General features: G+C 63.9%; 24 protein-coding genes and 2 tRNA genes. 6 read left to right on the top strand and 20 right to left on the bottom strand.

Features of this window, described 5'->3' with window-relative positions; translation table 11 throughout:
• Window positions 1–45 precede the first annotated feature (45 nt).
• The 15 genes from nuoN to RMR04_RS13435 form a co-directional block, all read right to left on the bottom strand.
• On the bottom strand, window positions 46–1,473 hold the full coding sequence (gene nuoN / locus RMR04_RS13505) for an NADH-quinone oxidoreductase subunit NuoN (RefSeq protein ID WP_311915115.1): 1,428 nt from the start codon (window positions 1,471–1,473) through the stop codon (window positions 46–48).
• Window positions 1,474–1,540: 67 nt separating this feature from the next.
• Window positions 1,541–3,052 carry an NADH-quinone oxidoreductase subunit M gene (locus tag RMR04_RS13500; RefSeq protein WP_311915114.1) on the bottom strand — a complete coding sequence of 504 codons (1,512 nt, stop codon included), beginning with the start codon at window positions 3,050–3,052 and terminating at the stop codon, window positions 1,541–1,543.
• A gap of 4 nt (window positions 3,053–3,056) precedes the next feature.
• Window positions 3,057–5,087, bottom strand: coding sequence for an NADH-quinone oxidoreductase subunit L (nuoL, locus tag RMR04_RS13495; RefSeq protein ID WP_311915113.1), 2,031 nt, complete (start codon window positions 5,085–5,087; stop codon window positions 3,057–3,059).
• A gap of 26 nt (window positions 5,088–5,113) precedes the next feature.
• A complete protein-coding gene (nuoK, locus tag RMR04_RS13490) occupies window positions 5,114–5,422 on the bottom strand; it encodes an NADH-quinone oxidoreductase subunit NuoK (protein WP_069691720.1) in 309 nt (102 codons plus the stop codon).
• Window positions 5,419–6,039: an NADH-quinone oxidoreductase subunit J gene (locus tag RMR04_RS13485; RefSeq protein ID WP_311915112.1), complete on the bottom strand. Its 621-nt coding sequence runs from the start codon at window positions 6,037–6,039 to the stop codon at window positions 5,419–5,421. Before RMR04_RS13485 ends, nuoK begins: the two co-directional genes overlap by 4 nt.
• Before the next feature lie 160 nt (window positions 6,040–6,199).
• A complete protein-coding gene (nuoI, locus tag RMR04_RS13480; protein ID WP_311915111.1) occupies window positions 6,200–6,688 on the bottom strand; it encodes an NADH-quinone oxidoreductase subunit NuoI in 489 nt (162 codons plus the stop codon).
• Between the two features lie 37 nt (window positions 6,689–6,725).
• The gene (gene nuoH / locus RMR04_RS13475) at window positions 6,726–7,745 is read right to left on the bottom strand and encodes an NADH-quinone oxidoreductase subunit NuoH (RefSeq protein ID WP_310149331.1); all 1,020 of its coding nucleotides are present in this window, start codon (window positions 7,743–7,745) and stop codon (window positions 6,726–6,728) included.
• Between the two features lie 6 nt (window positions 7,746–7,751).
• Window positions 7,752–9,815 carry an NADH-quinone oxidoreductase subunit NuoG gene (gene nuoG / locus RMR04_RS13470; RefSeq protein WP_311915110.1) on the bottom strand — a complete coding sequence of 688 codons (2,064 nt, stop codon included), beginning with the start codon at window positions 9,813–9,815 and terminating at the stop codon, window positions 7,752–7,754.
• Window positions 9,815–10,123, bottom strand: a complete 309-nt coding sequence (locus tag RMR04_RS13465; protein WP_311915109.1) for a pentapeptide repeat-containing protein — start codon at window positions 10,121–10,123, stop codon at window positions 9,815–9,817. The genes nuoG and RMR04_RS13465 overlap by 1 nt, the downstream gene beginning before the upstream one ends.
• Complete coding sequence (gene nuoF, locus RMR04_RS13460) at window positions 10,123–11,427, bottom strand: NADH-quinone oxidoreductase subunit NuoF (RefSeq protein WP_069691727.1); 1,305 nt, start codon at window positions 11,425–11,427, stop codon at window positions 10,123–10,125. The genes RMR04_RS13465 and nuoF overlap by 1 nt, the downstream gene beginning before the upstream one ends.
• A 10-nt stretch (window positions 11,428–11,437) precedes the next feature.
• Window positions 11,438–12,661 (bottom strand): NADH-quinone oxidoreductase subunit NuoE, encoded by a 1,224-nt coding sequence (gene nuoE / locus RMR04_RS13455; protein ID WP_311915108.1) that lies wholly within the window; start codon window positions 12,659–12,661, stop codon window positions 11,438–11,440.
• Entirely contained in the window at window positions 12,661–13,851 is a 1,191-nt protein-coding gene (locus RMR04_RS13450) for an NADH-quinone oxidoreductase subunit D (RefSeq protein ID WP_092165910.1), read from the bottom strand. Before RMR04_RS13450 ends, nuoE begins: the two co-directional genes overlap by 1 nt.
• A 12-nt stretch (window positions 13,852–13,863) precedes the next feature.
• The gene (locus RMR04_RS13445; RefSeq protein WP_311915107.1) at window positions 13,864–14,466 is read right to left on the bottom strand and encodes an NADH-quinone oxidoreductase subunit C; all 603 of its coding nucleotides are present in this window, start codon (window positions 14,464–14,466) and stop codon (window positions 13,864–13,866) included.
• Between the two features lie 9 nt (window positions 14,467–14,475).
• On the bottom strand, window positions 14,476–15,060 hold the full coding sequence (locus RMR04_RS13440; protein ID WP_069691732.1) for a NuoB/complex I 20 kDa subunit family protein: 585 nt from the start codon (window positions 15,058–15,060) through the stop codon (window positions 14,476–14,478).
• A gap of 64 nt (window positions 15,061–15,124) precedes the next feature.
• Window positions 15,125–15,505, bottom strand: a complete 381-nt coding sequence (locus tag RMR04_RS13435; protein WP_069693835.1) for an NADH-quinone oxidoreductase subunit A — start codon at window positions 15,503–15,505, stop codon at window positions 15,125–15,127.
• Between the two features lie 311 nt (window positions 15,506–15,816).
• On the opposite strand from RMR04_RS13435, the gene RMR04_RS13430 reads away from it, so the two are divergent.
• Both RMR04_RS13430 and RMR04_RS13425 read left to right on the top strand, forming a co-directional pair.
• Window positions 15,817–16,128 (top strand): HdeA/HdeB family chaperone, encoded by a 312-nt coding sequence (locus tag RMR04_RS13430; RefSeq protein WP_311915106.1) that lies wholly within the window; start codon window positions 15,817–15,819, stop codon window positions 16,126–16,128.
• Between the two features lie 2 nt (window positions 16,129–16,130).
• Window positions 16,131–16,748, top strand: a complete 618-nt coding sequence (locus RMR04_RS13425) for a YcbK family protein (protein ID WP_311915105.1) — start codon at window positions 16,131–16,133, stop codon at window positions 16,746–16,748.
• Between the two features lie 120 nt (window positions 16,749–16,868).
• Here the strand turns inward: RMR04_RS13425 and RMR04_RS13420 are convergent, their stop codons facing one another.
• Window positions 16,869–17,633 carry a molybdate ABC transporter substrate-binding protein gene (locus RMR04_RS13420; protein ID WP_311915104.1) on the bottom strand — a complete coding sequence of 255 codons (765 nt, stop codon included), beginning with the start codon at window positions 17,631–17,633 and terminating at the stop codon, window positions 16,869–16,871.
• A 145-nt stretch (window positions 17,634–17,778) separates the two neighbouring features.
• Window positions 17,779–17,855, bottom strand: a tRNA-Asp gene (locus RMR04_RS13415).
• Window positions 17,856–18,028: 173 nt separating this feature from the next.
• On the opposite strand from RMR04_RS13415, the gene RMR04_RS13410 reads away from it, so the two are divergent.
• Genes RMR04_RS13410 through RMR04_RS13395 form a run of 4 tightly spaced genes read left to right on the top strand, consistent with a single transcriptional unit; the run spans window position 18,029 to window position 21,668 of the window.
• Window positions 18,029–19,057 (top strand): glycosyltransferase family 2 protein, encoded by a 1,029-nt coding sequence (locus RMR04_RS13410; RefSeq protein WP_311915103.1) that lies wholly within the window; start codon window positions 18,029–18,031, stop codon window positions 19,055–19,057.
• Window positions 19,041–19,751 (top strand): class I SAM-dependent methyltransferase, encoded by a 711-nt coding sequence (locus tag RMR04_RS13405; RefSeq protein ID WP_311915102.1) that lies wholly within the window; start codon window positions 19,041–19,043, stop codon window positions 19,749–19,751. Before RMR04_RS13410 ends, RMR04_RS13405 begins: the two co-directional genes overlap by 17 nt.
• Before the next feature lie 23 nt (window positions 19,752–19,774).
• The gene (locus RMR04_RS13400; RefSeq protein WP_311915101.1) at window positions 19,775–20,176 is read left to right on the top strand and encodes a GtrA family protein; all 402 of its coding nucleotides are present in this window, start codon (window positions 19,775–19,777) and stop codon (window positions 20,174–20,176) included.
• Complete coding sequence (locus tag RMR04_RS13395) at window positions 20,109–21,668, top strand: hypothetical protein (RefSeq protein WP_311915100.1); 1,560 nt, start codon at window positions 20,109–20,111, stop codon at window positions 21,666–21,668. Before RMR04_RS13400 ends, RMR04_RS13395 begins: the two co-directional genes overlap by 68 nt.
• A 45-nt stretch (window positions 21,669–21,713) precedes the next feature.
• Here the strand turns inward: RMR04_RS13395 and RMR04_RS13390 are convergent.
• The 3 genes from RMR04_RS13390 to clpX form a co-directional block, all read right to left on the bottom strand.
• Window positions 21,714–21,789 (bottom strand) — tRNA-Val (locus tag RMR04_RS13390).
• A 318-nt stretch (window positions 21,790–22,107) separates the two neighbouring features.
• Window positions 22,108–24,537, bottom strand: coding sequence for an endopeptidase La (lon, locus tag RMR04_RS13385; protein WP_311915099.1), 2,430 nt, complete (start codon window positions 24,535–24,537; stop codon window positions 22,108–22,110).
• Window positions 24,538–24,834: 297 nt separating this feature from the next.
• On the bottom strand, window positions 24,835–26,103 hold the full coding sequence (clpX, locus tag RMR04_RS13380; RefSeq protein ID WP_069691738.1) for an ATP-dependent Clp protease ATP-binding subunit ClpX: 1,269 nt from the start codon (window positions 26,101–26,103) through the stop codon (window positions 24,835–24,837).
• Window positions 26,104–26,340 lie beyond the last annotated feature (237 nt).

Genomic DNA, 26,340 nt, shown 5'->3' with positions numbered 1-26,340 from the left:
CGGGATGACGCCGGTGGTTCGGGAGAGAAACCTGAAGCCGCAAGCTCAGAACAGCGACTTCGCCGCCGCAGCCGCCGAATTGAGCAGCGGCGCGGGGGCCAGCGACAGCACCAGCACGAAGGCCGCCGAAATCAGCAGCACAGCGCGCACGCCGATATCACCCTTCTCGAAGGCGGGCTTGGCATCGTCGAAATAGATGATCTTGACCAGGCGCAGATAATAATAGGCGCCGACCACGCTGGTCACCACGCCGACCACGGCCAGCACATAGAGCTTGGCCTCGATCGCAGCGAGGAAGACGTAGAACTTCGCCCAGAAGCCGGCCAGAGGCGGAATGCCGGCGAGCGAGAACATCATCATCGACAGCGCAAACGCCATCCAGGGATTGGTGCGCGAGAGGCCGGCGAGCTCGCTGATATTCTCGACCGGCTTGCCGTCGCGGCGCATCAGCAGGACGCAGGCGAAGGCGCCCAGCGTCGTAGCGAGATAAATCGCCATATAGACCATGACGCCCTGCACGCCATTGGCGGTGCCGGCGGCGAGGCCGACCAGCGCATAGCCCATATTGGCAATCGAGGAATAGGCGAGCAGGCGCTTGATGTTGCTCTGGCCGATCGCCGCGAAGGCGCCCAACGCCATAGAGGCGATCGCGATGAAGATGATGATCTGCTGCCAGTCATGCAGCGCGCCCGGGAAGGCGCCGACGAAAACGCGCACCACCATCGCCATCGCGGCCATCTTGGGGGCCGAGGCGAAAAAGGCCGCGACCGGTGTCGGCGCGCCCTCATAGACGTCGGGCGTCCACATATGGAACGGCACGGCCGAGATCTTGAAGGCGACGCCCGCCGCGATGAAGACGATGCCGAAGATCAGCCCGATGCCGGCATGACCGCCCTGGGTGGCAGCGGCGATGCCCGGGAAATTCACCGTGCCGGTGAAGCCGTAGACCAGCGACGAACCGTAAAGCAGCATGCCCGAAGAGAGCGCCCCGAGGACGAAGTATTTCAGGCCGGCCTCGGTCGACTTCGCATTGTCGCGGTCGAAAGCGGCAACGACGTAAAGTGCCAGCGACTGCAGTTCCAGGCCGACATAGAGGCTGATCAGGTCGTTGGCCGAGATCATCATCATCATGCCGACCGTCGCCAGCACGACAAGGATCGGGAATTCGAAGCGCATCGAGCCGCTGCGGCGCAAGGCATCGGAGGAGAGCAGGATCGTGGCCGCCGCGCCCAGCAGCGTCAGCACCTTCATGAAGCGGGCAAACCCGTCGGCGACGAAGCTGCCATTGAAGGTGATGAGCTTGCCCTCGCCCGAGAGCACCAGGACGAGCGCCAGCACGAAGAGCGCGATCGCCGCGCCTTCGAGCAGGCGCGTCGAACGCTCACCCTTGATCGCACCGACCAGCACCATGGCGATGGCGCCAAGCGCGAGGATGATTTCCGGCAGAGCGGGGCCGAGGGCGGGAACGGTCATCACAGAGCGACTTTCTCTACTGGCATGATCTTGTCCGAAAACCGGAGGCCACTTTTCGGGAGCATGCCTAATGAACGACCAGCATCGCCGTTTTCGCGGCGGTGAGTGCGGCCTGATAATTCTTGATGAGGGCTTCGGTCGGCGCGGCAAAAGCATCGAGGATCGTGCCGGGGCGGATGCCGTACCAGACCGTCAGCAGGACGAGCGGCACGAGGATCACGATCTCGCGGCGGTTCAGATCCATGATGCCCTTGAGCTCCGGCTTGACCAGCTCGCCGAACATGACGCGGCGATAGAGCCAGAGCGCGTAACAGGCCGAGAGGATGACGCCAGAGGTCGCGATGAAGGCAACCCAGGGATTCGCCTTGAAGGCGCCCAACAGCGTCAGGAACTCGCCGACGAAACCGGCCGTGCCGGGAAGGCCGACATTGGCCATGGTGAAGACCATGAAGATGACGGCGTAGATCGGCATGCGGTTGACCAGCCCGCCATAGGCCGCGATCTCACGGGTATGCATGCGGTCATAGACGACGCCGACGCACAGGAAGAGCGCGCCCGAGACCAGCCCGTGGCTGACCATCTGGAACATCGCGCCCTGGATGCCCTGCGCGGTGAGGGTAAACAGACCCATGGTGACGAAGCCCATATGCGCCACCGAGGAGTAGGCGATCAGCTTCTTGATGTCCTCCTGCATCAAAGCCACCAGCGAGGTGTAGACGATGGCGATGACCGAGAGCGCGAAGACGAAGGGTGCGAAATACTGCGACGCCTCCGGGAACATCGGGATAGAGAAGCGGATGAAGCCGTAGCCGCCCATCTTCAGCAGGATCGCAGCCAGGATGACGGAGCCCGCGGTGGGCGCCTCGACATGGGCGTCAGGCAGCCAGGTATGGACCGGCCACATCGGCATCTTCACCGCGAAGGAGGCGAAGAAGGCGAGCCACAGCCAGGTCTGCATGCCACCCGGGAACTGGTGCGCCAGCAGCGTCGGGATGTCGGTGGTTCCGGCGTTCCAGTACATCGCCATCAGCGCCAGCAGCAGCAGGACCGAGCCGAGCAGCGTGTAGAGGAAGAACTTGTAGGAGGCGTAGACCCGGCGCTTGCCGCCCCAGATGCCGATGATCAGGAACATCGGGATCAGGCCGGCCTCGAAGAACAGGTAGAACAGCACGAGGTCGAGCGCCACGAAGACGCCGATCATCAGCGTCTCCAGGATCAGGAACGCGACCATGTATTCGCGCACCCGCTTCGTCACGGATGTCCACGACGCCAGGATGCAGAACGGCATCAGGAAGGCGGTCAGCACCACGAACGGGAATGAGAAGCCGTCGACGCCGAGCTTGAACTTGATCGCGTCGGAGACCCAGCCATGGGTCTCGACCATCTGGAAGCCGGGATTGGCGGGGTCGAAGCGGCCCCAGGCGACCAGCGCCAGCACGAAGGTCGCGATCGTCGCCGCCAGCGCCGCATAGCGCGCATTCGAGTCGACCGAAGCCTCGTCGCCGCGCTGCGCCAGGATGAACGCCGCGCCGACCAGCGGCAGGACGAGAAGACCGGTGAGGATACCGAAGCCGAACATCATCTCACCCGCGCGCCACGAGATACCAGGTCACAAAGCCCGCGACGCCGATCAGCATGGCGAAGGCATAGTGATAGACATAGCCGGTCTGGAGGCGAACCACCCGGTTGGTCACGTCGACGACGCGGGCGGAAATCCCGTCCGGCCCCATGCCGTCGATGACGAAGCCGTCGCCCTTCTTCCAAAGGAACTTGCCGAGCCACATCGCCGGCTTCACGAACAGGAAGTCGTAGAGCTCGTCGAAATACCACTTGTTCAGCAGGAATTTGTAGAGCGCCGGATTGGCGGCCGCGAGCTTGCCCGGAATCTCCGGCCGGCGGACATACATGTACCAGGCAAGCGCGAAGCCGATCAGCATCGCCACAAATGGCGAGGTCGCGACCCAGCCCGGCACTTCGTGCATCTCGTGCAGGATGTGGTTGTCCTTGCCCATGAACAAGGCCGACTTCCAGAAATGTTCGAAGTCGTGGCCAATGAAGGCGTCCTTGAAGACGAAGCCTGCAGCGAGCGCACCGAGCGAGAGCACGGCGAGCGGGATCAGCATCACCCACGGGCTCTCATGCGGCGTGTGGTCGTGACCATGATCGTCATGGGCGTGGTCGTCATGACCATGGGCCGCATGAGCGTGATCGTCATGGCCGTGAGCATCGTGGCCGTGAACGGCATGGGCGTCCGCGCCCCAGCGCGGCTTGCCCTCGAAGGTCATGAAATAGAGGCGCCAGGAGTAGAATGAGGTCATGCAGGCCGCGACCACCAGCAGCACATAGGCATAGGAGCTGGCGAAGCCGCCATGCGACACCGAGGCATAGGCGCTCTCGATGATCGCGTCCTTGGAGAAGTAGCCGGCGAAGCCCGGGAAGCCGGTCAGCGCGAGCGTGCCGATGGTCATGGCCGCGGCCGTCAGGGGGATGTGCTTACGCAGGCCACCCATGTTCCGCATGTCCTGCTCGTGATGCATCGCATGGATGACCGAGCCGGCGCCGAGAAACAGCAGCGCCTTGAAGAAGGCGTGGGTGAACAGGTGGAAGATACCTGCGCCGTAATTGCCGACGCCGAGCGCCACGAACATGTAGCCGAGCTGCGAGCAGGTCGAATAGGCGATGACGCGCTTGATGTCGTTCTGCACCAGGCCGACCGTGGCGGCGAAGAAGGCGGTCGTCGCGCCGATGACGACGACGACGGTCAGCGCGACCGGCGCATATTCGAAGATCGGCGAGAGCCGCGCCACCATGAAGACGCCGGCAGTGACCATGGTCGCGGCATGGATCAGCGCCGAGACCGGGGTCGGGCCTTCCATCGCGTCGGGCAGCCAGGTGTGCAGCAGGAACTGCGCCGATTTGCCCATGGCGCCCATGAACAGCAGCAGGGCGGCAAGCGTCAGCGCATGCCAATCATGGCCGAGAAACTTGAAGCTCTGATTGGTCAGGTCGCCGACGCGCGGGAAGATGGCGTCGAATCCGACCGAGCCGAACAGCACGAAGACCAGGAAGATGCCGAGCGCGAAGCCGAAATCGCCGACGCGGTTGACGATGAAGGCCTTCATCGCCGCCGCATTGGCCGAGGGCTTCTGGTACCAGAAGCCGATCAGCAGATAGGAGGCGAGACCCACGCCTTCCCAGCCGAAGAACATCTGGACGAGGTTGTCCGAGGTGATCAGCATCAGCATGGCGAAGGTGAAGAGCGACAGATACGCGAAGAAGCGCGGCCGATGCGCATCCTCATGCATGTAGCCGATCGAGTAGAGGTGCACGAGGCAGGAGACGGTGTTGACGACGACCAGCATCACCGCGGTCAGCGTGTCCACGCGGAAGGCCCAGTCGACGCGCAGATCGCCCGAGGCCATCCAGGTCGCGATCTGGACGCGGGTGGTGCCGTGGCCGAAGCCGACCTGGAAGAAGGCGATCCAGGATAGGACCGCGCAGACGACGAGCAAAGAGGTGGTGACGATCTCCGAGCCGCGCGCGCCGATCAGCCGGCCGAACAGGCCAGCGATCAGGAAGCCGATCAGAGGGAGGAAGACGATCGCGTGATACATGGGCTGGATCCGGGCGCGTGCTGCGCTCAGCCTTTCATCATGTTGATGTCTTCCACCGCGATCGTGCCGCGGTTACGGAAGTAGACGACGAGGATGGCGAGCCCGATGGCGGCTTCAGCCGCCGCGACCGTCAGCACCAGAAGCGCGAAGACCTGGCCGACGATGTCGTTCAGGAAGCTCGAGAAGGCGACGAGGTTGATGTTGACCGCGAGCAGGATGAGCTCGATCGACATCAGGATGACGATGACGTTCTTGCGGTTGATGAAGATGCCGAGCACGCCGAGCGTGAACAGGATCGCGCTGACCGCGAGATAATGGCCCAGTCCGATCATCAGACCGTCTCCTCGATGCCGGCGCGGGAAGGAACCTGCTTCACTTCCATCGCAGTCGCCTTGGTGCGAGCGTTCTGCTGGGTGATGTCCTGGCGCTTGATGCCAACGCGCTCGCGCAGGGTCAGCACGATGGCGCCGATCATGGCGACGAGCAGGACGAGGCCGGCTGCCTGGAAGTAGTAGACATACTGCGTGTACAGCACCTGGCCGAGCGCCGCGGTGTTGGTCAGGTTGGCCGGGATCGGCGCCACCGGCGTGCTGACGATCTTCGGATCGATGACCCAGGCTCCGACCACCAGCAGCAATTCGACCGCGAAGATCAGGCCGATCAGCGCCCCGATCGGCAGATAGTTCAGGAAGCCCTGGCGGAACTCGGCGAAATCGACGTCGAGCATCATCACCACGAAGAGGAACAGCACCGCGACCGCGCCGACATAGACCACGATCAGCAGCATCGCCAGGAACTCGGCGCCGAGCAGCATGAACAGCCCCGCCGCGTTGACGAAGGCCAGGATCAGGAACAGCACGGAATGAACGGGATTGCGCGAGGTCACCACCATGAACGCCGAAGCGACGGTGACGCCTGCGAAGAGATAGAAGAAAGCCGCTGAGGCGTTCATCCTGGCCAGCCTTTCCGCCCTTGCGAGCGGTCCTCGTTGCAAAGCGACCGACTCTCGGGCCGGGCGCAGTTTGGAGCGTCTATAGTCAGGGCAGTTGGCAGTAGGCAATCGGCAGTCGTTGGATCGCGCTTGCTACTGCCCACTGCCGATTGCCCAATTCCTACCGATACGGAGCGTCCATCGCGATGTTGCGCGCGATCTCGCGCTCCCAGCGCGCGCCGTTGGCGAGCAGCCTGTCCTTGTCGTAGAACAGCTCCTCGCGGGTCTCGGTCGCGAACTCGAAATTCGGCCCCTCGACGATGGCGTCGACCGGGCATGCCTCCTGGCAGAAGCCGCAATAGATGCACTTCGTCATGTCGATGTCGTAGCGCGTCGTGCGGCGCGTGCCGTCATTGCGGCGCGGGCCGGCCTCGATGGTGATGGCCTGGGCCGGGCAAATCGCCTCGCAGAGCTTGCAGGCGATGCAGCGTTCCTCGCCATTGGGATAGCGGCGCAAAGCGTGCTCGCCCCGGAAGCGCGGTGAGAGCATGCCCTTCTCGAAGGGATAGTTCAGCGTCGCCTTCGGCTTGAAGAAATAGCGCATCGACAGGACGAACGCCCCGACGAACTCCTTGAGGAGCAAACCCTTGGCGGCTTGAGCGAATGTCATCGCGCAAAATCCTTATGCGTCGTCAGGGTGGTCGTCATCAATGCACCGGCCCCCAACCCGTGACCTGCAGCACGAAGGCCACGACCACGACCGAGACCAGCGAGAGCGGCAGGAAGACCTTCCAGCCCAGGCGCATCAACTGGTCGTAGCGGTAGCGCGGCACGAAGGCCTTCACCATCGCGAACATGAAGAAAACGAGGCAGACCTTGAGCGCGAACCAGAACACGCCGGGCAGCCAGGTGAAGGGCGCGATCGGGAACGGCGGCAGCCAGCCCCCCAGGAACAGGATCGTCGTCAGCGAGCACATGGTCATGATCGCCACGTATTCGCCGAGCATGAACAGCAGATAGGGCGTCGAGGAATACTCGACCATGAAGCCGGCGACGAGCTCCGATTCCGCTTCCGGCAGGTCGAAGGGCGGGCGGTTCGTCTCGGCCAGGGCCGAGATGAAGAAGACGATGAACATCGGGAAGAGCGGCAGCCAGTACCAGCGCAGCATGCCCCAGCTGGTGTTCTGCGCCTCGACGATCGCCGTCAGGTTCAGCGAGCCGACGCAGAGCAGCACCGTGATGATGACGAAGCCGATCGAGACCTCGTAGGAAACCATCTGCGCCGCCGAGCGCAGCGCGCCCATGAAGGGATATTTCGAGTTCGAGGCCCAGCCGGCCATGATCACGCCGTAGACCCCCAGCGACGAGATCGCCAGGATGTAGAGCACGCCGACATTGATGTCCGCGATCGCCCAGCCTTCCGCCACCGGAATGACCGCCCAGGCGCCCAGCGACAGGAAGCAGGAGATCAGCGGCGCCAGCAGGAACACGCCCTTATTGGCGCTGGACGGGATGATCGGCTCCTTGAAGGCGAATTTCAGCAGATCGGCGAAACTCTGGAACAGGCCGAAGGGCCCGACCACGTTGGGGCCGCGACGCAACTGCACCGCCGCCCAGATCTTGCGGTCGGCGAGCAGGATATAGGCGATGAAGACGAGCAGGCAGACCAGCAGCAGCAGGCTCTTACCGAGCATGATCGCGAGGTCGAGGACGAGATCCCAGTTCATGGCCGCTTACTCCGCCGCCTGCCGAAGCCGACCCGAGGCCAGCGCCGAACATTCGGCCATCACGGCGGATGCGCGCGCGATCGGGTTGGTCTGGTAGAAATCACTGACGGGCGAGACGAAGCCCGCCTTCTCGGCCTTGCCACCGAGACCGGCGAGCTTGCCAAGCCCGCTCGCATCCGACGCTGGCAGGCTGTCGAGAGCCGCAAAGTGCGGATAGGCCTCGTAGAGCGCCTTGCGCAGGCCCGCGAGCGAGTCGAAGGGCAAGGTCTTGCCGAGCGCGGCGGAAAGCGCACGCAGGATCGCCCAATCCTCGCGGGCGTCGCCCGGCGGGAAGGTGGCGCGATCGGTCATCTGCACCCGGCCCTCGGTGTTGGCATAGGTGCCCGACTTCTCGGTATAGGCAGCGCCCGGCAGAATGACATCGGCGCGATGAGCGCCCTTGTCGCCATGCGTGCCCTGATAGATCACGAAAGCGCCTGCCGGCACGTCGATCTCGTCGGCGCCGAGCAGGAAGAGCACATCGAGTGCGCCTGGCGCGATCATGCCGGCGACATCCAAGCCCCCCTCACCTGGCACGAAGCCGAGATCGAGCGAGCCGACGCGGGCGGCCGCCGTGTGCAGCACGCCAAAGCCGTTCCAGCCTTCGCCCGCACCACCCAACACCTGCGCCGCTTTGGCGGCCATGGAGAGGATCGCGGCGCCGTCGGCACGGGCGAGAGCGCCCTGCCCGACCAGCACCATCGGCTTGGCCTTGGCCGCGGTCGCCGTCTTGATCAGCTCGGCGAGCGTATCGCTGCCGGCGCCGAGATAGTCGTAATCATAGGTCAGATCGACCTTTTCGCCGATCAGGCTGACCTTGAAATCGCCGCGCAGCCAGCGCTTGCGAATGCGCGCATTCAGGATCGGCGCTTCCTTGCGCGGGTTGGCGCCGATGATCAGCAGCGAATCCGCCTCGTCGATGCCGGCGATACCGGCGTTCAGGATGTAGGAGGCGCGGCCGAACTTCGGATCGAGCTTCGTGCCATCCTGGCGGCCGTCGAGATTGGCTGATCCAAGCGAAGCCATCAGGCTTTTCAGCGCGAACATCTCCTCGACTGCGGCGAGATCCCCTGTGATCGCGCCGACCTTCTCAGGCTTGGCTGCCTTCACCTTCGACGCGATCAGCGCGAAGGCCTCGTTCCAGCTTGCCGGCTTCAGTGCGCCGTTCTGGCGGATATAGGGCCGGTCGAGCCGCTGCGTACGCAGGCCGTCGACGATGTGGCGGGTCTTGTCGGAGATCCACTCCTCGTTCACCGCCTCGTTGATGCGCGGCAGGATGCGCATCACCTCGCGGCCACGGGAATCGACGCGGATCGCCGAGCCGACCGCATCCATCACGTCGATGGATTCGGTCTTGGTCAGCTCCCAGGGCCGGGCCTTGTTCTGATAGGGCTTCGAGGTCAGCGCGCCGACCGGGCAGAGATCGACGATGTTGCCCTGCAATTCGGAGGTCATCGCCTGTTCGAGATAGGTCGTGATCTCCATGTCCTCGCCGCGACCGATCGCGCCGAGATCGGTGCCGCCGGCGACTTCGGTGGTGAAGCGGACGCAGCGCGTGCACTGGATGCAGCGCGTCATCGAGGTCTTCACCAGCGGGCCGATATATTTGTCCTCGACCGCGCGCTTGTTCTCGGCATAGCGGGAATTATCCACGCCATAGGCCATGGCCTGGTCCTGCAGGTCGCATTCGCCGCCCTGGTCGCAGATCGGGCAATCCAGCGGGTGGTTGATCAGGAGGAACTCCATCACCCCCTCGCGCGCCTTCTTGACCATGGGCGACTTGGTCGAGACGACCGGCGGCTCGCCATTGGGGCCGGGGCGGAGATCGCGCACGCCGATGGCGCAGGAGGCCTGGGGCTTGGGCGGGCCACCCTTCACCTCGACCAGGCACATGCGGCAATTGCCGGCGATGGAGAGCCGCTCATGGAAGCAGAAGCGCGGCACTTCGGCGCCGGCGGCCTCGCAGGCCTGGAGCACGGTGTAGTCGGCGGGAACGTCGACCTCGATGCCGTCGATGAGGAGTTTTGTCATTAGCTTGCCTGCGCCGCGCGATAGGCTTCGAGAAGATCGGTCACCGGAATGCCGTCGATTGTCATGCCGTCATAGCGCCCTTCGCTGAAGGAGGCTCCGGCAAGGTTGACCTTGCTCACCTTCCAGCCGGATAGGTTCGCGTTGTGCACGGTCCAACCCGACATGTTGATATCGTCGAAGGACGCACCCGACATGTTCGCGTTGTGGAATGTCGAACCCGACAGATTCACATCGTCGAACATCGAGCCAGACAGCTCCGACTTCGCCGCCTCGATCCGTTCGCGCGCGCCTTCCAGCTTCATCGCCATCACTCCGCCGCCATCAGTCGAACCGGCTCGGAATGCGGGTTCGCGGCATAATCGTCGATGCGCTTCTCGATCTCGTGACGGAAATGCGCGATCAAGCCCTGGATCGGCCAGGCAGCGGCGTCGCCGAGCGCGCAGATGGTGTGGCCCTCGATCTGCTTGGTGACGTCGAGCAACATGTCGATCTCGCGCTTCTGCGCCCTGCCCTCGGCCATTCGGCTGATGACGCGCCACATCCAGCCCGTGCCCTCGCGGCAAGGCGTGCACTGGCCGCAGCTCTCATGCTTGTAGAAATAGCTGATGCGGGCGATGGCGCGGACGATGTCGGTCGACTTGTCCATGACGATGACGGCCGCCGTGCCCAGGCCCGACTTCAGCTTGGAAAGCGAATCGAAATCCATCGGCGTGTCGATGATCTGCTCGGCCGGAACCATGCGGACCGAGGAGCCGCCGGGAATGACTGCCATGAGGTTATCCCAGCCGCCGCGCACGCCGCCGCAATGGCGGTCGATCAGTTCGCGGAAGGGGATGCCCATCACCTCTTCGACATTGCAGGGCTTGTTCACATGGCCGGAGACGCAGAACAGCTTGGTGCCGACATTGTTGGGGTTGCCGAGCGAGGAGAACCAGGCCGCGCCACGACGCAGGATGGTCGGCGCGACTGCGATCGACTCGACGTTGTTCACGGTGGTCGGGCAGCCATAGAGGCCGACATTGGCCGGGAATGGCGGCTTCAGCCGCGGCATGCCCTTCTTGCCTTCGAGGCTCTCCAACAGCGCCGTTTCTTCGCCGCAGATATAGGCGCCTGCACCGTGATGCACATAAAGATCAAAGGGATAGCCGTGCTTGTTGTTCTTGCCGATGAGGTTTGCCTCATAGGCCTCGTCGACGGCGCGCTGCAGCGCCTCGCGCTCACGGACATATTCGCCGCGGATATAGATGTAAGCCGCGTTCGCGCCCATCGCGAAGGAGGCGATCAGGCAGCCCTCGACCAGCGTATGCGGGTCGTTGCGCATGATCTCGCGATCCTTGCAGGTGCCCGGCTCCGACTCGTCGGCATTGACGACGAGATAGCTCGGCCGGCCGTCGCTGACCTTGGGCATGAACGACCATTTCAGGCCGGTCGGGAAGCCCGCGCCGCCGCGCCCACGCAGGCCGGACTTCTTCATCTCGTCGATGATCCAGTCCTTGCCCTGTTCGAGCAGGAATTTGGTGCCGTCCCAGGCGCCACGCGCCATCGCGCCCTTCAGCGAAAGGTCGTGCCGGCCGTAGAGATTGGTGAAAATGCGGTCGCGATCAGCAAGCATCGTCTTCGCCTCACTTCACCGGCTTGTCGCCGAGGGCCGATTCCGGCCGCCAGCCTGTCGCAAGTTTTTTCGCCTGCGAAATCCAGTCGTCGCGCGTGGCGCGGCCTTTGAAGCCGGTCAGTCGCGCATCGACCCAGGCGAGTTCCTCGGCCTTCCAGCTCGCGATCTGGTCGAAATGCCAGACACCCATCTCGTTGAGCATCGTCGCAAGCTTGGGGCCGACGCCCCAGATCAGTTCGAGATCATCGCCCTTGCCCCCGCGCGCAGCGGTCAGCAATTCGGGCTTCGTCTCCGCGACGGCCGAGGCCGGCTCCGGTTCGGCCTTCGGCTTGACGGGGGCCTTGGCCGCCGGCTTGGCAGATTCCGTGACGGCCTTCGCCTCGACTTTGCCGCTGGCGGCAGGCGTGTCGTTGGCCGCGCTCGAGGGCTGGGCCGGAGCGGAGGGCTTGGGCCGGCTTGCAGCCGCCGTCTCGCTCGCGGGCTTGGTCTCCACTGCGACTGGCGTCGCCTCGGCGGCTTTCGCGGCCGCTTCGGCCGCAGCCTTGGCCGCGGCGGCTTCAGCGGCAGCCTTGCGCTGTTCGGCAATGCGCTTCTGCCAGTCGCCGGCGCCGATCACGGTGCCGTCATAGAGCGCGGGATCCTTCAAGGTCTCGCCGCCGCCGAGCGGCTCCGAGCAGGAGCGATCATTCTGCGGGCCTGGCTTGGTCGGCCGTCCCTGGCGCAAATCGTCGAGGAGCGCGCGGAAATTATCGGGCGTCAGGTCTTCGTAATAGTCGAAATTGATCTGCGCCATCGGGGCGTTGCAGCAGGCGCCGAGGCACTCGACCTCGAGCCAGGAGAGCTTGCCGTCGGCGCTCACGGTCGATTGTGGGCCGATCACGTCCTCGCAGACCTTCTTCAGCGCCTCGGCGCCGCGCAAGGCGCAGGGCGTGGTGCCGCAGAGCTGGATGAAATGCTCACCCACCGGCTGCAGGTTGAACATGGTGTAGAAGGTCGCGATCTCCATGACGCGCATCGGCGCCATGTCGAGCTTCCTGGCCACCGCCTCGATCGCGGCACGCGGCACCCAGCCCTGATGCTGCTCCTGCGCCTTCCACAACAGCGGGATCACGGCCGAGGCTTGCCGGCCTGCCGGGTATTTGGCGATCTGCTGGTCGGCCCAGTTCTCATTCGCCGCATCAAAGGCGAAGGAGGCGGGCTGGACGTGATCGGGGGCTAGACGACGGACGGACATTAGCGGTCCACCTCACCAAAGACGATATCGAGGGAGCCCAGGATCGCGCTGACATCCGCCAGCATGTGCTTGCGGCACATGAAATCCATGGCCTGGAGATGGGCGAAGCCCGGGGCCTTGATCTTGCAGCGATAGGGCTTGTTGGTGCCGTCGGAGACGAGATACACGCCGAACTCGCCCTTGGGCGCCTCGACCGCCGCATAGACCTCGCCGGCCGGCACCTTGTAGCCCTCGGTATAGAGCTTGAAATGGTGAATCAGCGCTTCCATCGAGCGCTTCATCTCGCCGCGCTTGGGCGGCACCATCTTGCCGTCGAGCGAGGAAATCGGCCCGCCGCCGTCAGCCGCTAGCAATTTTTCGCAGCACTGCTTCATGATGCGGACGGATTGGCGCATCTCCTCCATGCGGATGCAGTAACGATCGTAGCAATCGCCGTTCTTGCCGATGGGGATGTCGAAATCCATCTCCTCATAGCATTCATAGGGCTGCGACTTGCGCAGATCCCAGGCGGCGCCCGAGCCGCGCACCATCACGCCCGAAAAGCCCCATTTCCAGCAGGTATCGAGATCGACGACGCCGATATCGACATTGCGCTGCTTGAAGATGCGGTTGTCGGTGAGCAGGGTCTCGAGATCGTCGCAGACCTTGAGGAACGGGTCGCACCATTCGGCGATGTCGTGGATCAGCGAGACCGGCAGGTCCTGGTGGACGCCGCCGGGCCGAACATAGGCCGCATGCATGCGCGCGCCGCAGGCCCGCTCATAGAAAATCATCAGTTTTTCGCGTTCCTCAAAGCCCCAGAGCGGAGGCGTCAGCGCGCCGACGTCCATCGCCTGCGTGGTGACGTTGAGGATATGCGAGAGGATGCGGCCGATCTCGGAATAGAGCACGCGGATGAGCTGGCCCCGGCGCGGCACCGTGACGCCCATCAGCTTCTCGACCGCGAGCGAATAGGCATGCTCCTGGTTCATCGGCGCGACATAGTCGAGCCGGTCGAAATAGGGCAAAGCCTGCAGATAGGTCTTGGCCTCGATCAGCTTCTCGGTGCCGCGATGCAGCAGGCCGATATGCGGGTCGACGCGCTCGACGATCTCGCCGTCAAGCTCCAGCACGAGGCGGAGCACGCCGTGGGCCGCGGGGTGCTGCGGGCCGAAATTGATCGAGAAATTCCGGATGTTGTGTTCGGTCATGTCCGGCTCCGATCAGGCTGTCTTCGCCTTCTCGTCGCCCGGCAGCACATAGTCAGTGCCTTCCCATGGCGAGAGGAAGTCGAAATTCCGGAATTCCTGGTTCAGCTTCACCGGCTCGTAGACGACGCGCTTCTGCTCGTCGTCGTAGCGGACCTCGACGAAGCCGGTCAGCGGGAAGTCCTTGCGCAGCGGGTAACCCTCGAAGCCGTAATCGGTGAGGATGCGGCGCAGATCGGGATGGCCCGAGAACAGGATTCCGTAGAAGTCGTAAGCCTCGCGCTCATACCAGTTCGCCGCCGGAAAGATCTCGATCACGGAGGGAACGGGCGTCGCCTCGTCGGTCTGGATCTTGACCCGGACCCGGTGGTTATGGCGCGGCGAGAGCAGATGATAGACCACGTCGAAGCGCTTCTCGCGCTCGATATAGTCGGCACCGGCGATATCGGTGAAGTTCACGAAGCGGAAGCGCGGATCGTCGCGCAAGACCTTGAGAACCTGCACGATCGACGCGGCTTCAGCGTTAATCGTCAGTTCGTCGAAGGCGACGACGGCTTGCGTCACCGCGCCGGGCAGCGCGGCCTTGATGTCTTCCCCGAGAGCAAGGAGATCGCTCATGACAGGCCCTCAGCGCTCGATCGTGCCGGTGCGGCGGATTTTCTTCTGCAGCAGCAGCACGCCATAGAGCAGCGCTTCCGCCGTCGGCGGGCAGCCCGGCACATAGATGTCGATCGGCACGATGCGGTCGCAGCCGCGCACCACCGAATAGCTGTAGTGGTAATAGCCGCCGCCATTGGCACAGGAGCCCATCGAGATGACGTAGCGCGGCTCCGGCATCTGGTCGTAGACCTTGCGCAGCGCCGGGGCCATCTTGTTGGTCAGCGTGCCCGCGACGATCATCACGTCGGACTGGCGCGGTGAGGCGCGCGGCGCAAAGCCGAAGCGCTCGACGTCATAGCGGGGCATCGAGAGCTGCATCATCTCGACGGCGCAGCAGGCGAGCCCGAAGGTCATCCACATCAGCGAGCCGGTGCGCGACCAGTTGATCAGGTCGTCCGTCGCCGTGACCAGGAAGCCCTTATCGGCGAGCTCGCTGTTGATCTCGGTGAAGAAGGGATCGCGCGCGCCGACGGGCAAGCCGTCGGGGCCGAGCAGGCCCTTGGGCGCAGGCGCGACCAGCGGGTCGCCGCGATCGATCGCTGTTGTTGCCATGATCTGAACCCTTGTAACCCGTAACCGTCAGATAAGTCGCGAAATCAGTGCAGCGGCCGGACGACTAGTCCCACTCCAGCGCCCCTTTTCGCCACTCGTAGACGAAGCCGACGGTCAACACGCCCAGGAAGATCATCATCGAGACGAAGCCATACCAGCCGAGCCCGCCAAACGCGACGGCCCAGGGGAACAGGAAGGCGACCTCAAGATCGAAGATGATGAACAGGATCGCGACCAGATAGAACCGGACATCGAATTTCATGCGCGCATCGTCGAAGGCGTTGAAGCCGCACTCATAGGCCGAGAGCTTTTCGGCATCGGGCTTCGAATAGGCGATGGCGAAGGGAGCCACCAGCAAGGCAATGCCGATGATGGCCGCGACGCCCAGGAAAATGACGAGCGGCAGATAGTCGTTCAGCAGGGACGGTACTGGGAGTGTTTGCATGGACATGTCCCCGCTTCGGGCGGCCAGGCGACGGCGCGCTGGCTCAGTCGATTAGACCCTGCATTAGAATGAAGCAAGACTCCGCCGCGCTGCACAATCGCGCGAGAGGGTTGATTTCGACGCAGATTGGCGCGGATGTCGCAGTGCCTCTTCGCACGGCTCGCCGTTCCGCATCGACTGCGGGTGCTTTTTGCAGCATACCGCAGGCTTCCGACTGGCCGTTTGCCGCCAATGGCGACACACTCGCGCCGAATCGACGTCTTGCGGCCGCCGCCGCCTCTGGAGGGAGAAAGACCGCCATGGTGCTGCCCATGCAACGCTCTTTTCTGCTCGCCGCAGCGCTTGCCGCCGCCATTTCGGGGAGTGATCGCGCCAGTGCCGAAGCCTTCGACCTGATGCGCGCGACCTGCGCCGACTTCGTCGCGATGAATGGCAACGACCAGGATCAGCTCTCGCTCTGGCTCGCCGGATATTATGCCGGCGGCGCCCAGCGCCCCCTGCTCGACCTCGCCAAGATCATGAGCGCGCCCGCCGAGCTCGCCGCGCTCTGCGCCAAGACGCCGCAGCTGCCGCTGGTCGGCGCCGAAACCCGCGCCGTTTTCCTGCCGACCCCGGCGCCCTGAGCGTGAAGTCATTCTCCTTGCCACTGGCGGCGCTGGTCCTCGCCTGCGCCCTGCAGCCCATGTCTGCCTTGGCGCAGGAAGGGCAGAGCATGCGCGCACCCCTGCCGCCGCAGCGCCCCTTCGATCTGGATTTGCCGGCGCAATCGACCTTGCCTGCCATCGTGGTTCCGCCACCGGCAGCGCCTGCCCCAAGCCCAAGCCCGAGCTCGCCGGTCGCCGCCGAGCCCGAAGATGAGGAAGGGCCGGAATGGCCCAAGCTCTCGCCTGGTCAGAAGGCCGGCGCCGAGCCGCAGTTCGACCCCAATGAAAAGCCCGAGCGGCCCGGCATCTCGACCGATCCCGGCACCTCCATCATCTGCCTGCCGCAACGGCTGAAGGACATTCTCGGCAAGGTCGTCGACAAATACGGGGCCGTGAAGGTGACATCGACCTGGCGGCCGCCCTGGCGTGCCCGGCGCGGCTCCTACCACAAGCGCTGCGAGGCGATGGACTTCCGTGTTCCGGGCGTGCGCCCGCGCGTCGTGCTGGACTATGCCCGCTCGCTACCTGAGGTCGGCGGCAACAAGGTCTATTGGAACGGGCTGATCCATATCGACACCGGACCGCGCCGCCCCTGGTGAAGCCGGTGACGTCATCAGACCGAATCTCGCATTCGGTCTGATGACGTGGGGTTTTATCTTGCATCGGCTTGCCCCGAAAATCGGTTCCCACTTTTCGGGCCGATGCAACAAGGCGCGTGATCAGTTCGGCGCGCTTTCCATGCCCTTCTCGGCCAGGACGCGCTTGGCAGCATCGCCACCGAGAAAGGCGAGGAACGCCTTGGCCGCCTCCGGCTGCGGGCTCGCCGCTGCGATGCCGCCGGTATAGGTGGTGTAGTTCTGGATCTCAGCCGGCAGCGGCCCGACCAGCGTCGCTCCCTTCACGGCCAGGATCTCGCTGATCTGGTGGATGGCGAGATCGGCCTCCCCGGTGACGAGGCGCTGCGCGACCAGGCCGCCCGGCACCAACACGGCCTTGGCCTTGACCGCATCCGCAATGCCCATCGTCTCCAGCAGCTTGGCGAAATAGATCCCGCTCGAGCCGCCGGCCGCAGGATCGATATAGGCGACCTTGCCGGCGGCGAGCAGCGTGGCCTTGAAGGCCGCGACAGTCGCGATGTCGGGGCGCGGGGCGCCGTCCTTGACCGCCACGCCGACCGAGGTCCGCGCCAGGTTCCTCGGCGTGCCCGAGGCGATCCGGCCGGCCTCGACGAGTTCCTTCACCGCCGCAGGCGTCAGCACGGCGAGATCGAACGCCTCGCCTCCCGTGATGCGGCGCAGCAACCCGCCGGCGGTATCGTTTTCGATGACGAGCTTGTGGCCGCTCTGCTTCTCGAAATCAGCGGCGACGGCCAGCACGATCGGCTTGAAAGCTCCCGCCGTCAGAACCTTGACCTCGGCGGCTCCCGCAGGCCCCCAGGCGCAAAGGCTCGCGATCATGAAGCTGGCGACAAGTGTGAGGCGCATGGACATCTCCGGCCGCCGCCATCTCATGGCAGCTCAAGGCGATGGGAGATTAAGCCAGTCGGGCCACGCGGCAAGCGGTCCGCGCCGTGCAAACCGAAAACGGCGCCGGGCGACTTGCCTATCGAATTGCGATGTAAGGGGAAAATGGCGCGGGTGACGGGGCTCGAACCCGCGACCTCCGGCGTGACAGGCCGGCACTCTAACCAACTGAGCTACACCCGCGCAGGGCGGCTAAGGCCTCGGCCTCAGCGGGGTTGGGATTATGGCCCCGGGCCCTGACTGTCAAGCACCGAAGCCGCCAAATTTGTTCATAGCCGATACCGCGCCCTCTCTTCTCGAATTTAACGATTCTCCAACTGAACTGCTCCATCCTCGCGCAAACTTGGATGCAGCTCATGGCCGAACCTTATCATGGAGCCTTTCGACGCAGCATAGCGCTGTCGGTCGTGGTGCCTTGCTACAACGAGCGGGACGGCCTCGTAGAGTTGCACCGACGCGTGAGCGCCGCCTGCCTGGCGACCGTCGGGCCATCTTACGAAATCGTCCTCATCATTGACGGCGCGACCGATGGCACCCGAGAGGCGATTCTCGATCTCGCTCGCCGGGACAGCCATGTTGTCGGCATGGATTTGGCGCGCAACTACGGTCATCAGGTCGCGCTCACCGCGGGGCTCGAGTTTTGCCGGGGCGAACGCTGCCTGATTCTCGACGCGGATCTCCAGGATCCGCCGGAACTCCTCGGCGCGATGATGGCGAAGATGGATGAAGGTTTCGACGTCGTTTACGGCCAGCGCCTGAAGCGCGACGGCGAGAGCTTGTTCAAGCGCTCCAGCGCCGCCCTGTTCTATCGCCTGCTGCGGCGAATGGCCGATATCGAGATTGCCGCAGACGCCGGGGATTTCCGCCTGATGAGCCGGCGCGCGCTCGACCATCTGAACGCGATGCCGGAGCGCTATCGCTTCGTGCGCGGCATGGTGAGCTGGATCGGCTTGCAACAGACGGCGTTCCCCTATGAAAGGCACCCTCGCTTTGCGGGAACGACGCATTACCCGCTGAAGAAGATGCTGCTCCTGGCCTTCGATGCGATGACGAGCTTCTCCATCGCGCCCTTGCGATTCGCCTCGCATCTGGGAATGGGCTTCGGCCTGCTGGGGTTGGGTGTCCTCGGCTACACCATCATCTCATGGCTGATCGGCAATGTTCTTCCCGGCTGGACCAGCCTTGCCGCAATCATACTCATCCTTGGGAGCGTGCAGCTGCTCATGCTCGGCATCTTCGGCGAGTATCTCGGACGCATGTACATGGAGACGAAGCGCCGCCCCCTCTACATCGTCGCCGAAATCGTCTGCGACGGCGCGACGGGAACTCAGGGAAGTCCCGTGCACGAGCTACAAGAACGGGTGAAGGATGCTGTCAGTGCCTAAGGCAGAATTCGACCAGGTCGCTCTGGACTATCAAGAGCAGCACGCCGCCAGCATCCGCATGAGCGGCGAAACGCTCGACTTCTTCGCGAAGTACAAGATCGAGGACGTCGCGGCGACCCTCATGGAGTCGGGACGTCGTCCAAACCGGATTCTGGATTTCGGAGCCGGCATCGGCAACTCTCTGGGGCCGATGCGCTCGATCTTTCCCGACGCCGAGATCGTGTTGCTGGACCCTTCGGCACAATCGCTCAACATGGCAGCAAAACGCTTCCCCGGACAGGCGCGCTTTATGCCGTTCGACGGCGAAACGATCCCTTTTCCTGAGGGACGATTCGATGTCGTCTTCGCTGCTTGCGTCTTTCACCATATTCCCGAGCAGCTACACGCCGGATTGCTTGGCGAGATCGCGCGGGTACTCGCTCCCCGCGGCAGCCTTTTCCTGTTCGAACATAACCCTCTCAACCCGCTGACCCGGCATGCGGTGCGGAACTGCCCCTTCGACAAGCATGCCGTTCTGATCGCAGCAAACGAAATGCGCGCGAGAATCGCGGCCGCCGGCCTGCCGAAGACCAAGGCCGTCTACAGAATCTTCTTTCCGCGGCCGCTAGCGTGGCTGCGACCGCTCGAGCGTTATCTCACCCGTTGCCCTCTCGGAGCGCAGTATTTTGTCCATGCGGTTAAATCCGCTGCCTGAGCGGCTGCGCGCTGCGATTTGGGGTGGTCGGGCTTGTCAACACGGCACTCGGCTACGCCGTCATCTTGGCGGGCCTTGCCCTAGGCTGGGGCGATATCACCTCGAACGTGGCCGGCTATGCTGCTGGTCTCCTCGCTGGATTCGCGCTTAATCGGCGCTGGACCTTCCGCAGCGAGGCAGGCTCAAGCACGGGAGAAGGCCGCCGCTATGCACTCGTCTTCCTCGTTGCCTACTGCATGAATCTCGCGGTCCTGACCCTGGCTAAATCGCTCGGCTTTGTAGAGTCGCCCTTGGCCCAGCTCGCGGGCCTCTGCAGCTATTCCGTCCTCTTCTATCTCGGCTCTTCCCGGTATGTGTTTGTCGCCGGTCCCGATTTACGGGTGCCGTCGCCACCTGAGGCTATGGTTCAAAGCCATGAACGCTAGTCAACCCATCCAGCCCATGGCTGGCTCACCGTCGCTCGCTGCGGAAGCCTGGCGCATGAGGCTGATCTTCAGCCTGCTCTCGGCCGCCATCGTGGCCACGGTTCTGCTCGTCCGCGCCCCAGCCCTTCTTCAGGATCCCGACAGCTGGTGGCACATTCGCGTCGGGCTAGACATGCTCGCCACCCGCACCTTCCCAACCTTCGACAGCTACTCGCACAGCTTCGCCGGCCAGCCCTGGATTGCAAAGGAATGGCTGAGCCAGGTGCTCCTTGCGCTGGCCTATAAGAGCGCCGGCTGGAACGGTGTCGCACTCGTCATAACCGCAGCGATCTCGCTGATGGTCTTTCTGCTCGCCTGGCAGCTCGGCGAGACCCTGAAGCCGACCACTGCGATAGCGCTGGCTGTGAGCCTGGCCCTTCTGTCCGCCCCCGTCTTCACCGCCCGACCGCATGTTTTCACCCTGCCCATCATTGTGGTCTGGACGGCCTCGCTGTTCCGGGCAGCAGGCGCCGGCCGACCACCTAGCTTCGGACTGCTTGGACTGCTCTGGCTGTGGACCAATCTCCACGCCTCGTTCACGCTCGGCTTCGTCATCGCGGCCTTCGCTGGGCTGGATATCCTCATCCGATACCAGCTAGCGCGGCCGCGTCTCCTGGCTCAATGGTGTATCTTCGGCGCACTGTGCCCGCTGGTAAGCCTGGTCAACCCTTATGGTCTCAAGGCAATCCTGGCGACCTTCGCCGTCGCCGGCGCCAACGAAGCCGTGCCGCTCATAATGGAGTGGCAGCCCTTCAACGCCTCCGCCAATCCTCTGAGCGAGGCGGCCTTGTTGCTGATGTTGCTCGGGCTGCTCTTATCGGGCCTCCGCTTCGGCTTGGCGAGGGCGCTCTTTGCTCTGTTCGCGCTGCATCTCTATCTCACGCACGAGCGCTTCGTTTATGTGTTCTTCCTGCTGGTTCCCTTGGTGCTGGCGGCGCCGGTCGCGGAGCAGTTTCCCGCCCTGTCGATCCGGACATGGATGATGGAGCAGCGCGACGGACTGGAGCGCTTCCTGCTCGGGCAGTACCGGCGCGCCTTGGCCGCGAGTGTTGCTCTCGCCATCGGCGTCGGTGTCATCCTGGTAGGTGGAGCCGCCGTCGAACCTGGCCAAAAGACATCGGCGAAAGACGCGCTCGCCTTCGCTGCGCAGCACAATCTGTCGGGGCCCGTCTTCAACTCCTACGATTTCGGCGGAACCCTCATTTTCCACGGCATCAAGACCTTCATCGATGGCCGCACCGACCAGCTGTTCCTGAACGGTTTCACGCAAGCGAACGACGCGACGGGGCGCAGCACGGGCAAGCCCCTTCTGGAAACGCAGTTGCGCAAGTATGGAATCGACTGGGCGCTGCTGTCGGCCGGGGACAGCCGCATTCCGTTTTTTGATGAATTGCCCGGCTGGACGCGCGCTTATTCCGACCGCTACGCAATGATCTACACCCGCAGTCGCTGAACCTGTCGGACGAGCGCCCAGAGTCTGACACGTGCAATGCGAGGTTGGTGGGCGGTGACGGGCTCGAACCGCCGACATCCTCGGTGTAAACGAGGCGCTCTACCGACTGAGCTAACCGCCCTTGCCCGCCGTTTAAGGCCATGAGGGCAAGTTCGCAAGCCATAGGCTGGGCTTGCGAGCCTGAGTTCGCGCCGACAGCCTCCAGAGCGCATGCACCGCGAAATCTATCGCCTTGCCGTGCAGGAGCGCGGCGATCCCCTGCGCTGAGACCCAGCCGCTTCAGCGCCAGGATTTCGCGCAACCGCTCGACCTCGGCGGTGCCGTAGAGCCGCCCTGTTCGTCGCGGACGGATCAGAACGCAGGGTCTTGTTCAAGCGGCCTGCCAAAGAAAGAGGCCGCCGGCAATGCCTGCGGCCTCTTTAACTCATGAGCGACGAACTCAGTGGGCGACGAGGCCGCCCGCGGCATCCTCTTCGCCGGCCTTCGGCCGCAGCGCCGTCAGATCCTCTTCCCAGACGATCGGAACGGGCTGGCGCGTCAGCGCATGCTGCAGCACCTGCTCCATCCGCGAGACCGGGATGATCTCCATGCCCTCCCTCACGGACTTGGGCAGGTCGATCAGGTCCTTGGCGTTGTCCTCCGGGATCAGCACCTTCTTGATGCCGCCCCGCAGAGCCGCCAGGAGCTTCTCCTTGAGACCGCCGATCGGCAGCACCCTGCCCCGCAGCGTCACCTCGCCGGTCATGGCGACGTCGCGCTGGGTCGGGATGCCGGTCAGGATCGAGACGATGGTGGTCGCCATCGCGATGCCTGCCGACGGACCATCCTTCGGGGTCGCGCCCTCGGGAACGTGGACGTGGATGTCACGCCGGTCGAACAAGGGCGGCTCGATGCCGAAATCGATGGCACGCGAGCGGACATAGGAGGCCGCCGCCGAAATCGATTCCCTCATCACATCCTTGAGGTTGCCGGTGACGGTCATCTTGCCCTTGCCGGGCATCATCACGCCTTCGATCGTCAGGAGTTCGCCGCCGACCTCGGTCCAGGCAAGCCCGGTGACGACGCCGACCTGATCCTCAGTCTCCGCCATGCCATAGCGATAGCGCGGCGGGCCGAGATACTCCTCAAGCACCGGCGTGGTGACGGCGACCTTCTTCTTCTTCGAGAGAACGATGTCCTTCACCGCCTTGCGGACGGTGTTGGAGAGCTCGCGCTCGAGGTTGCGGACACCCGCCTCCCGCGTATAGCGGCGGACCAGCGTCATCAGCGCCTCATCGTCGATCGACCATTCCTTGGATTCGAGGCCGTGCTTCTTGATCGCGTTCGGAATCAGGTGACGCCGGGCGATCTCGGTCTTCTCATCCTCGGTGTAGCCAGCGATGCGGATCACCTCCATCCGGTCCAGCAGGGCCGGCGGGATGTTCAGCGTGTTGGCCGTGGTGACGAACATCACGTTCGACAGGTCGTAATCGACCTCGAGGTAATGATCGTTGAAGGTGCCGTTCTGCTCGGGATCAAGCACCTCCAGCAGGGCCGCCGAGGGGTCGCCGCGGAAGTCCTGGCCCATCTTGTCGATCTCGTCGAGCAGGATGAGCGGGTTGGAGGTCTTGGCCTTCTTCATCGACTGGATGATCTTGCCGGGCATCGAGCCGATATAGGTCCGGCGATGGCCGCGGATCTCGGCCTCGTCACGCACGCCGCCGAGCGACATGCGCACGAATTCGCGGCCAGTCGCCTTGGCGATCGACTTACCGAGCGAGGTCTTGCCGACACCGGGAGGACCGACGAGGCACAGGATCGGGCCGGCGAGCCGGTTCGTCCGCTGCTGCACGGCGAGGTATTCGACGATGCGGTCCTTGACCTTGTCGAGGCCGAAATGATCGTCGTCGAGCACGCCCTGCGCGACCGAGAGATCCTTCTTGATCTTGGAGCGCTTGTTCCACGGGATGCCGAGCATCCAGTCGAGATAGTTGCGCACCACCGTCGCCTCGGCCGACATCGGCGACATCTGGCGCAGCTTCTTCATCTCCGCGACGGCCTTGTCACGGGCCTCCTTGGAGAGCTTGGTGCGGGCGATGCGCTCTTCCAGCTCGGCCAACTCGTCACGGCCTTCCTCGCCGTCACCGAGCTCCTTCTGGATCGCCTTCATCTGCTCGTTGAGATAGTACTCGCGCTGTGTCTTCTCCATCTGGCGCTTGACGCGCGAGCGGATGCGCTTCTCGACCTGGAGCACCGACATCTCGCTTTCCATCAGCGAGAGAACCTTCTCCAGCCGATGCGCGACATGGGTGATCTCGAGCACCGCCTGGCGGTCCGCGATCTTGACGGCGAGATGCGAGGCGACAGTGTCGGCGAGCTTGGAGGCTTCGTCGATCTGCGAGACGGCGGCGACGATCTCGGGCGAGATCTTCTTGTTGAGCTTCACATAGCTCTCGAACTCGCTGACGACCGAACGGCCCAGCGCCTCGACCTCGACCTTCTTGCCGTCTTCCTCGGCCAGGCCAACGGCCTCGGCCTGGTAGAAGGCGTCATCGGCAACGTAAGCGGTCGCCTTGGCGCGGCCGACGCCCTCGACCAGGACCTTCACGGTCGAGTCGGGCAGCTTCAGCAGCTGCAGCACGCGGGCAAGCGTGCCGATTTCATAGATATCCTTGGTCGCAGGATCATCGTCGCCAGCATTCTTCTGGGTGGCGAGCAGGATCAGGCCATCGGTCTTCACGACCTCCTCAAGGGCGCGGATGGACTTCTCGCGGCCAACGAAGAGCGGCACGATCATATGCGGAAAAACGACGATGTCGCGCAGGGGGAGCACCGGGTAGAGGCCGGTCTCGCCGGGAACGAAAGGAGCGCGGGGCGCCGAGCCAGTCATGACTTGTCCTTTGTGGTTGCGCCAGGCCTACCCCCAAATGGGCGGAGCCACCTGACGTATGCGGCCGAGACGACTATCGCCACGTCCGCCCTCGCGCATCACACCCTCAACAGGCATGCGACTCTCGCAAGTGCACCTAAAGTGGAGACTTCCTCGCCGGCTTTCAAGCGAGCCTTCGAAGCATCCCCAGGCTGGATTGTCGCGGGGTGAAACAGGCGACCGCCCAACCTGCCCCACGACGCAAAACGCGCGCCAACAGGCGCGCGTTTGCAATGTCTTGGATGCTTGGCGGGCATCTCACGCAGAGGCCGACTTCGCCTCTTCCTCACGCTCCGAATAGATGAAGAGCGGTCGCGATTTCGACTCGACGGCCTCAGGACCGATCACGATCTGCTCGACGCCTTCCAGCCCCGGCAGCTCGTACATGGTCTCGAGCAGGATGCCTTCCATGATCGAACGCAGGCCGCGCGCACCGGTCTTGCGGTCGATCGCCTTGCGGGCGATCAGGCTGACGGCCTCGTCGGTGAAGGTCAGCTCGGTGTCCTCCATCTCGAACAGGCGCTGATACTGCTTCACCAACGCGTTCTTCGGCTCGGTCAGGATGGTCTTCAGCGCCGCTTCGTCGAGATCCTCCAAAGTCGCCAGGACCGGCAGACGGCCGACGAATTCCGGGATCAGGCCGAACTTCAGCAGATCCTCGGGCTCGACCTCGCGGAAGATCGCGCCGGTGCGGCGATCGTCAGGCCCCTTCACCGTCGCGCCGAAGCCGATCGAGGTGCCCTTGCCGCGGCTGGAGATGATCTTGTCCAGCCCCGCGAAAGCGCCGCCGCAGATGAACAGGATGTTCGTGGTGTCGACCTGCAGGAATTCCTGCTGCGGATGCTTGCGCCCACCCTGCGGCGGCACGGAGGCGACAGTGCCTTCCATGATCTTGAGCAGGGCCTGCTGCACGCCTTCGCCCGAGACGTCACGGGTAATCGAGGGGTTGTCCGACTTGCGGCTGATCTTGTCGATCTCGTCGATATAGACGATGCCGCGCTGCGCCCGCTCGACATTGTAGTCGGAGGCCTGGAGCAGCTTCAGGATGATGTTCTCGACATCCTCACCGACATAACCGGCTTCCGTCAGCGTCGTCGCGTCGGCCATGGTGAAGGGCACGTCGAGAATGCGGGCGAGCGTCTGCGCAAGCAGCGTCTTGCCCGAGCCCGTGGGGCCGATCAGCAGGATGTTCGACTTCGCCAGCTCGACGTCATTGTGCTTCGAGGCGTGCGAGAGGCGCTTGTAGTGGTTGTGGACCGCGACCGAGAGGACCTTCTTGGCGTGGTCCTGGCCGATGACGTAGTCGTCCAGCACCTTGCGGATTTCGCGCGGTGTCGGAACCCCGTCCTTCGACTTCACCAGCGCGGATTTCGATTCCTCGCGGATGATGTCCATGCAGAGCTCGACGCATTCATCGCAGATGAACACGGTCGGGCCCGCAATGAGCTTGCGAACCTCGTGCTGGCTCTTGCCGCAGAAAGAGCAGTAGAGGGTGCTCTTCGAATCGCCGCCGCTGACCTTACTCATCGTCCATCTCCATTCTCGGAGCCGGACGACCACATCAGCCTGAGCGGATGCAACCGTCGTCTCTCCGTCATTAATAGACGCTCAGATCACGATCATTAGGTTAACGCCCTGTTCCGGAACACCCGGTGGACAGAGCCGACCCAAAACCGGACCGTTTAGGAGCGCCAGTCCGCTCGCCCGATTCCCCATGCAAACATGGGGCCGGTCCCCTTGCAATATGGGCCTTCACAGCCGCCG

Source organism: Bosea sp. 685 (assembly GCF_031884435.1).
Taxonomy (GTDB): Bacteria; Pseudomonadota; Alphaproteobacteria; order Rhizobiales; family Beijerinckiaceae; genus Allobosea.
The sequence above is the reverse complement of the archived record's forward strand: the minus strand, read 5'-3'. Positions and strand labels throughout refer to the sequence as shown.

Excerpts from the sequence above, each read along its gene's own strand:
- nuoN (WP_311915115.1), bottom strand. The coding sequence starts at position 1,473 with ATGACCGTTCCCGCCCTCGGCCCCGCTCTGCCGGAAATCATCCTCGCG.
- RMR04_RS13500 (WP_311915114.1), bottom strand. The coding sequence starts at position 3,052 with ATGTTCGGCTTCGGTATCCTCACCGGTCTTCTCGTCCTGCCGCTGGTC.
- nuoL (WP_311915113.1), bottom strand. The coding sequence starts at position 5,087 with ATGTATCACGCGATCGTCTTCCTCCCTCTGATCGGCTTCCTGATCGCT.
- RMR04_RS13485 (WP_311915112.1), bottom strand. The coding sequence starts at position 6,039 with ATGAACGCCTCAGCGGCTTTCTTCTATCTCTTCGCAGGCGTCACCGTC.
- nuoI (WP_311915111.1), bottom strand. The coding sequence starts at position 6,688 with ATGACATTCGCTCAAGCCGCCAAGGGTTTGCTCCTCAAGGAGTTCGTC.
- nuoH (WP_310149331.1), bottom strand. The coding sequence starts at position 7,745 with ATGAACTGGGATCTCGTCCTCGACCTCGCGATCATGCTCGGTAAGAGC.
- nuoG (WP_311915110.1), bottom strand. The coding sequence starts at position 9,815 with ATGACAAAACTCCTCATCGACGGCATCGAGGTCGACGTTCCCGCCGAC.
- RMR04_RS13465 (WP_311915109.1), bottom strand. The coding sequence starts at position 10,123 with ATGGCGATGAAGCTGGAAGGCGCGCGCGAACGGATCGAGGCGGCGAAG.
- nuoF (WP_069691727.1), bottom strand. The coding sequence starts at position 11,427 with ATGCTTGCTGATCGCGACCGCATTTTCACCAATCTCTACGGCCGGCAC.
- nuoE (WP_311915108.1), bottom strand. The coding sequence starts at position 12,661 with ATGTCCGTCCGTCGTCTAGCCCCCGATCACGTCCAGCCCGCCTCCTTC.
- RMR04_RS13450 (WP_092165910.1), bottom strand. The coding sequence starts at position 13,851 with ATGACCGAACACAACATCCGGAATTTCTCGATCAATTTCGGCCCGCAG.
- RMR04_RS13445 (WP_311915107.1), bottom strand. The coding sequence starts at position 14,466 with ATGAGCGATCTCCTTGCTCTCGGGGAAGACATCAAGGCCGCGCTGCCC.
- RMR04_RS13440 (WP_069691732.1), bottom strand. The coding sequence starts at position 15,060 with ATGGCAACAACAGCGATCGATCGCGGCGACCCGCTGGTCGCGCCTGCG.
- RMR04_RS13435 (WP_069693835.1), bottom strand. The coding sequence starts at position 15,505 with ATGCAAACACTCCCAGTACCGTCCCTGCTGAACGACTATCTGCCGCTC.
- RMR04_RS13430 (WP_311915106.1), top strand. The coding sequence starts at position 15,817 with ATGCAACGCTCTTTTCTGCTCGCCGCAGCGCTTGCCGCCGCCATTTCG.
- RMR04_RS13420 (WP_311915104.1), bottom strand. The coding sequence starts at position 17,633 with ATGCGCCTCACACTTGTCGCCAGCTTCATGATCGCGAGCCTTTGCGCC.
- RMR04_RS13410 (WP_311915103.1), top strand. The coding sequence starts at position 18,029 with ATGGCCGAACCTTATCATGGAGCCTTTCGACGCAGCATAGCGCTGTCG.
- RMR04_RS13405 (WP_311915102.1), top strand. The coding sequence starts at position 19,041 with ATGCTGTCAGTGCCTAAGGCAGAATTCGACCAGGTCGCTCTGGACTAT.
- lon (WP_311915099.1), bottom strand. The coding sequence starts at position 24,537 with ATGACTGGCTCGGCGCCCCGCGCTCCTTTCGTTCCCGGCGAGACCGGC.
- clpX (WP_069691738.1), bottom strand. The coding sequence starts at position 26,103 with ATGAGTAAGGTCAGCGGCGGCGATTCGAAGAGCACCCTCTACTGCTCT.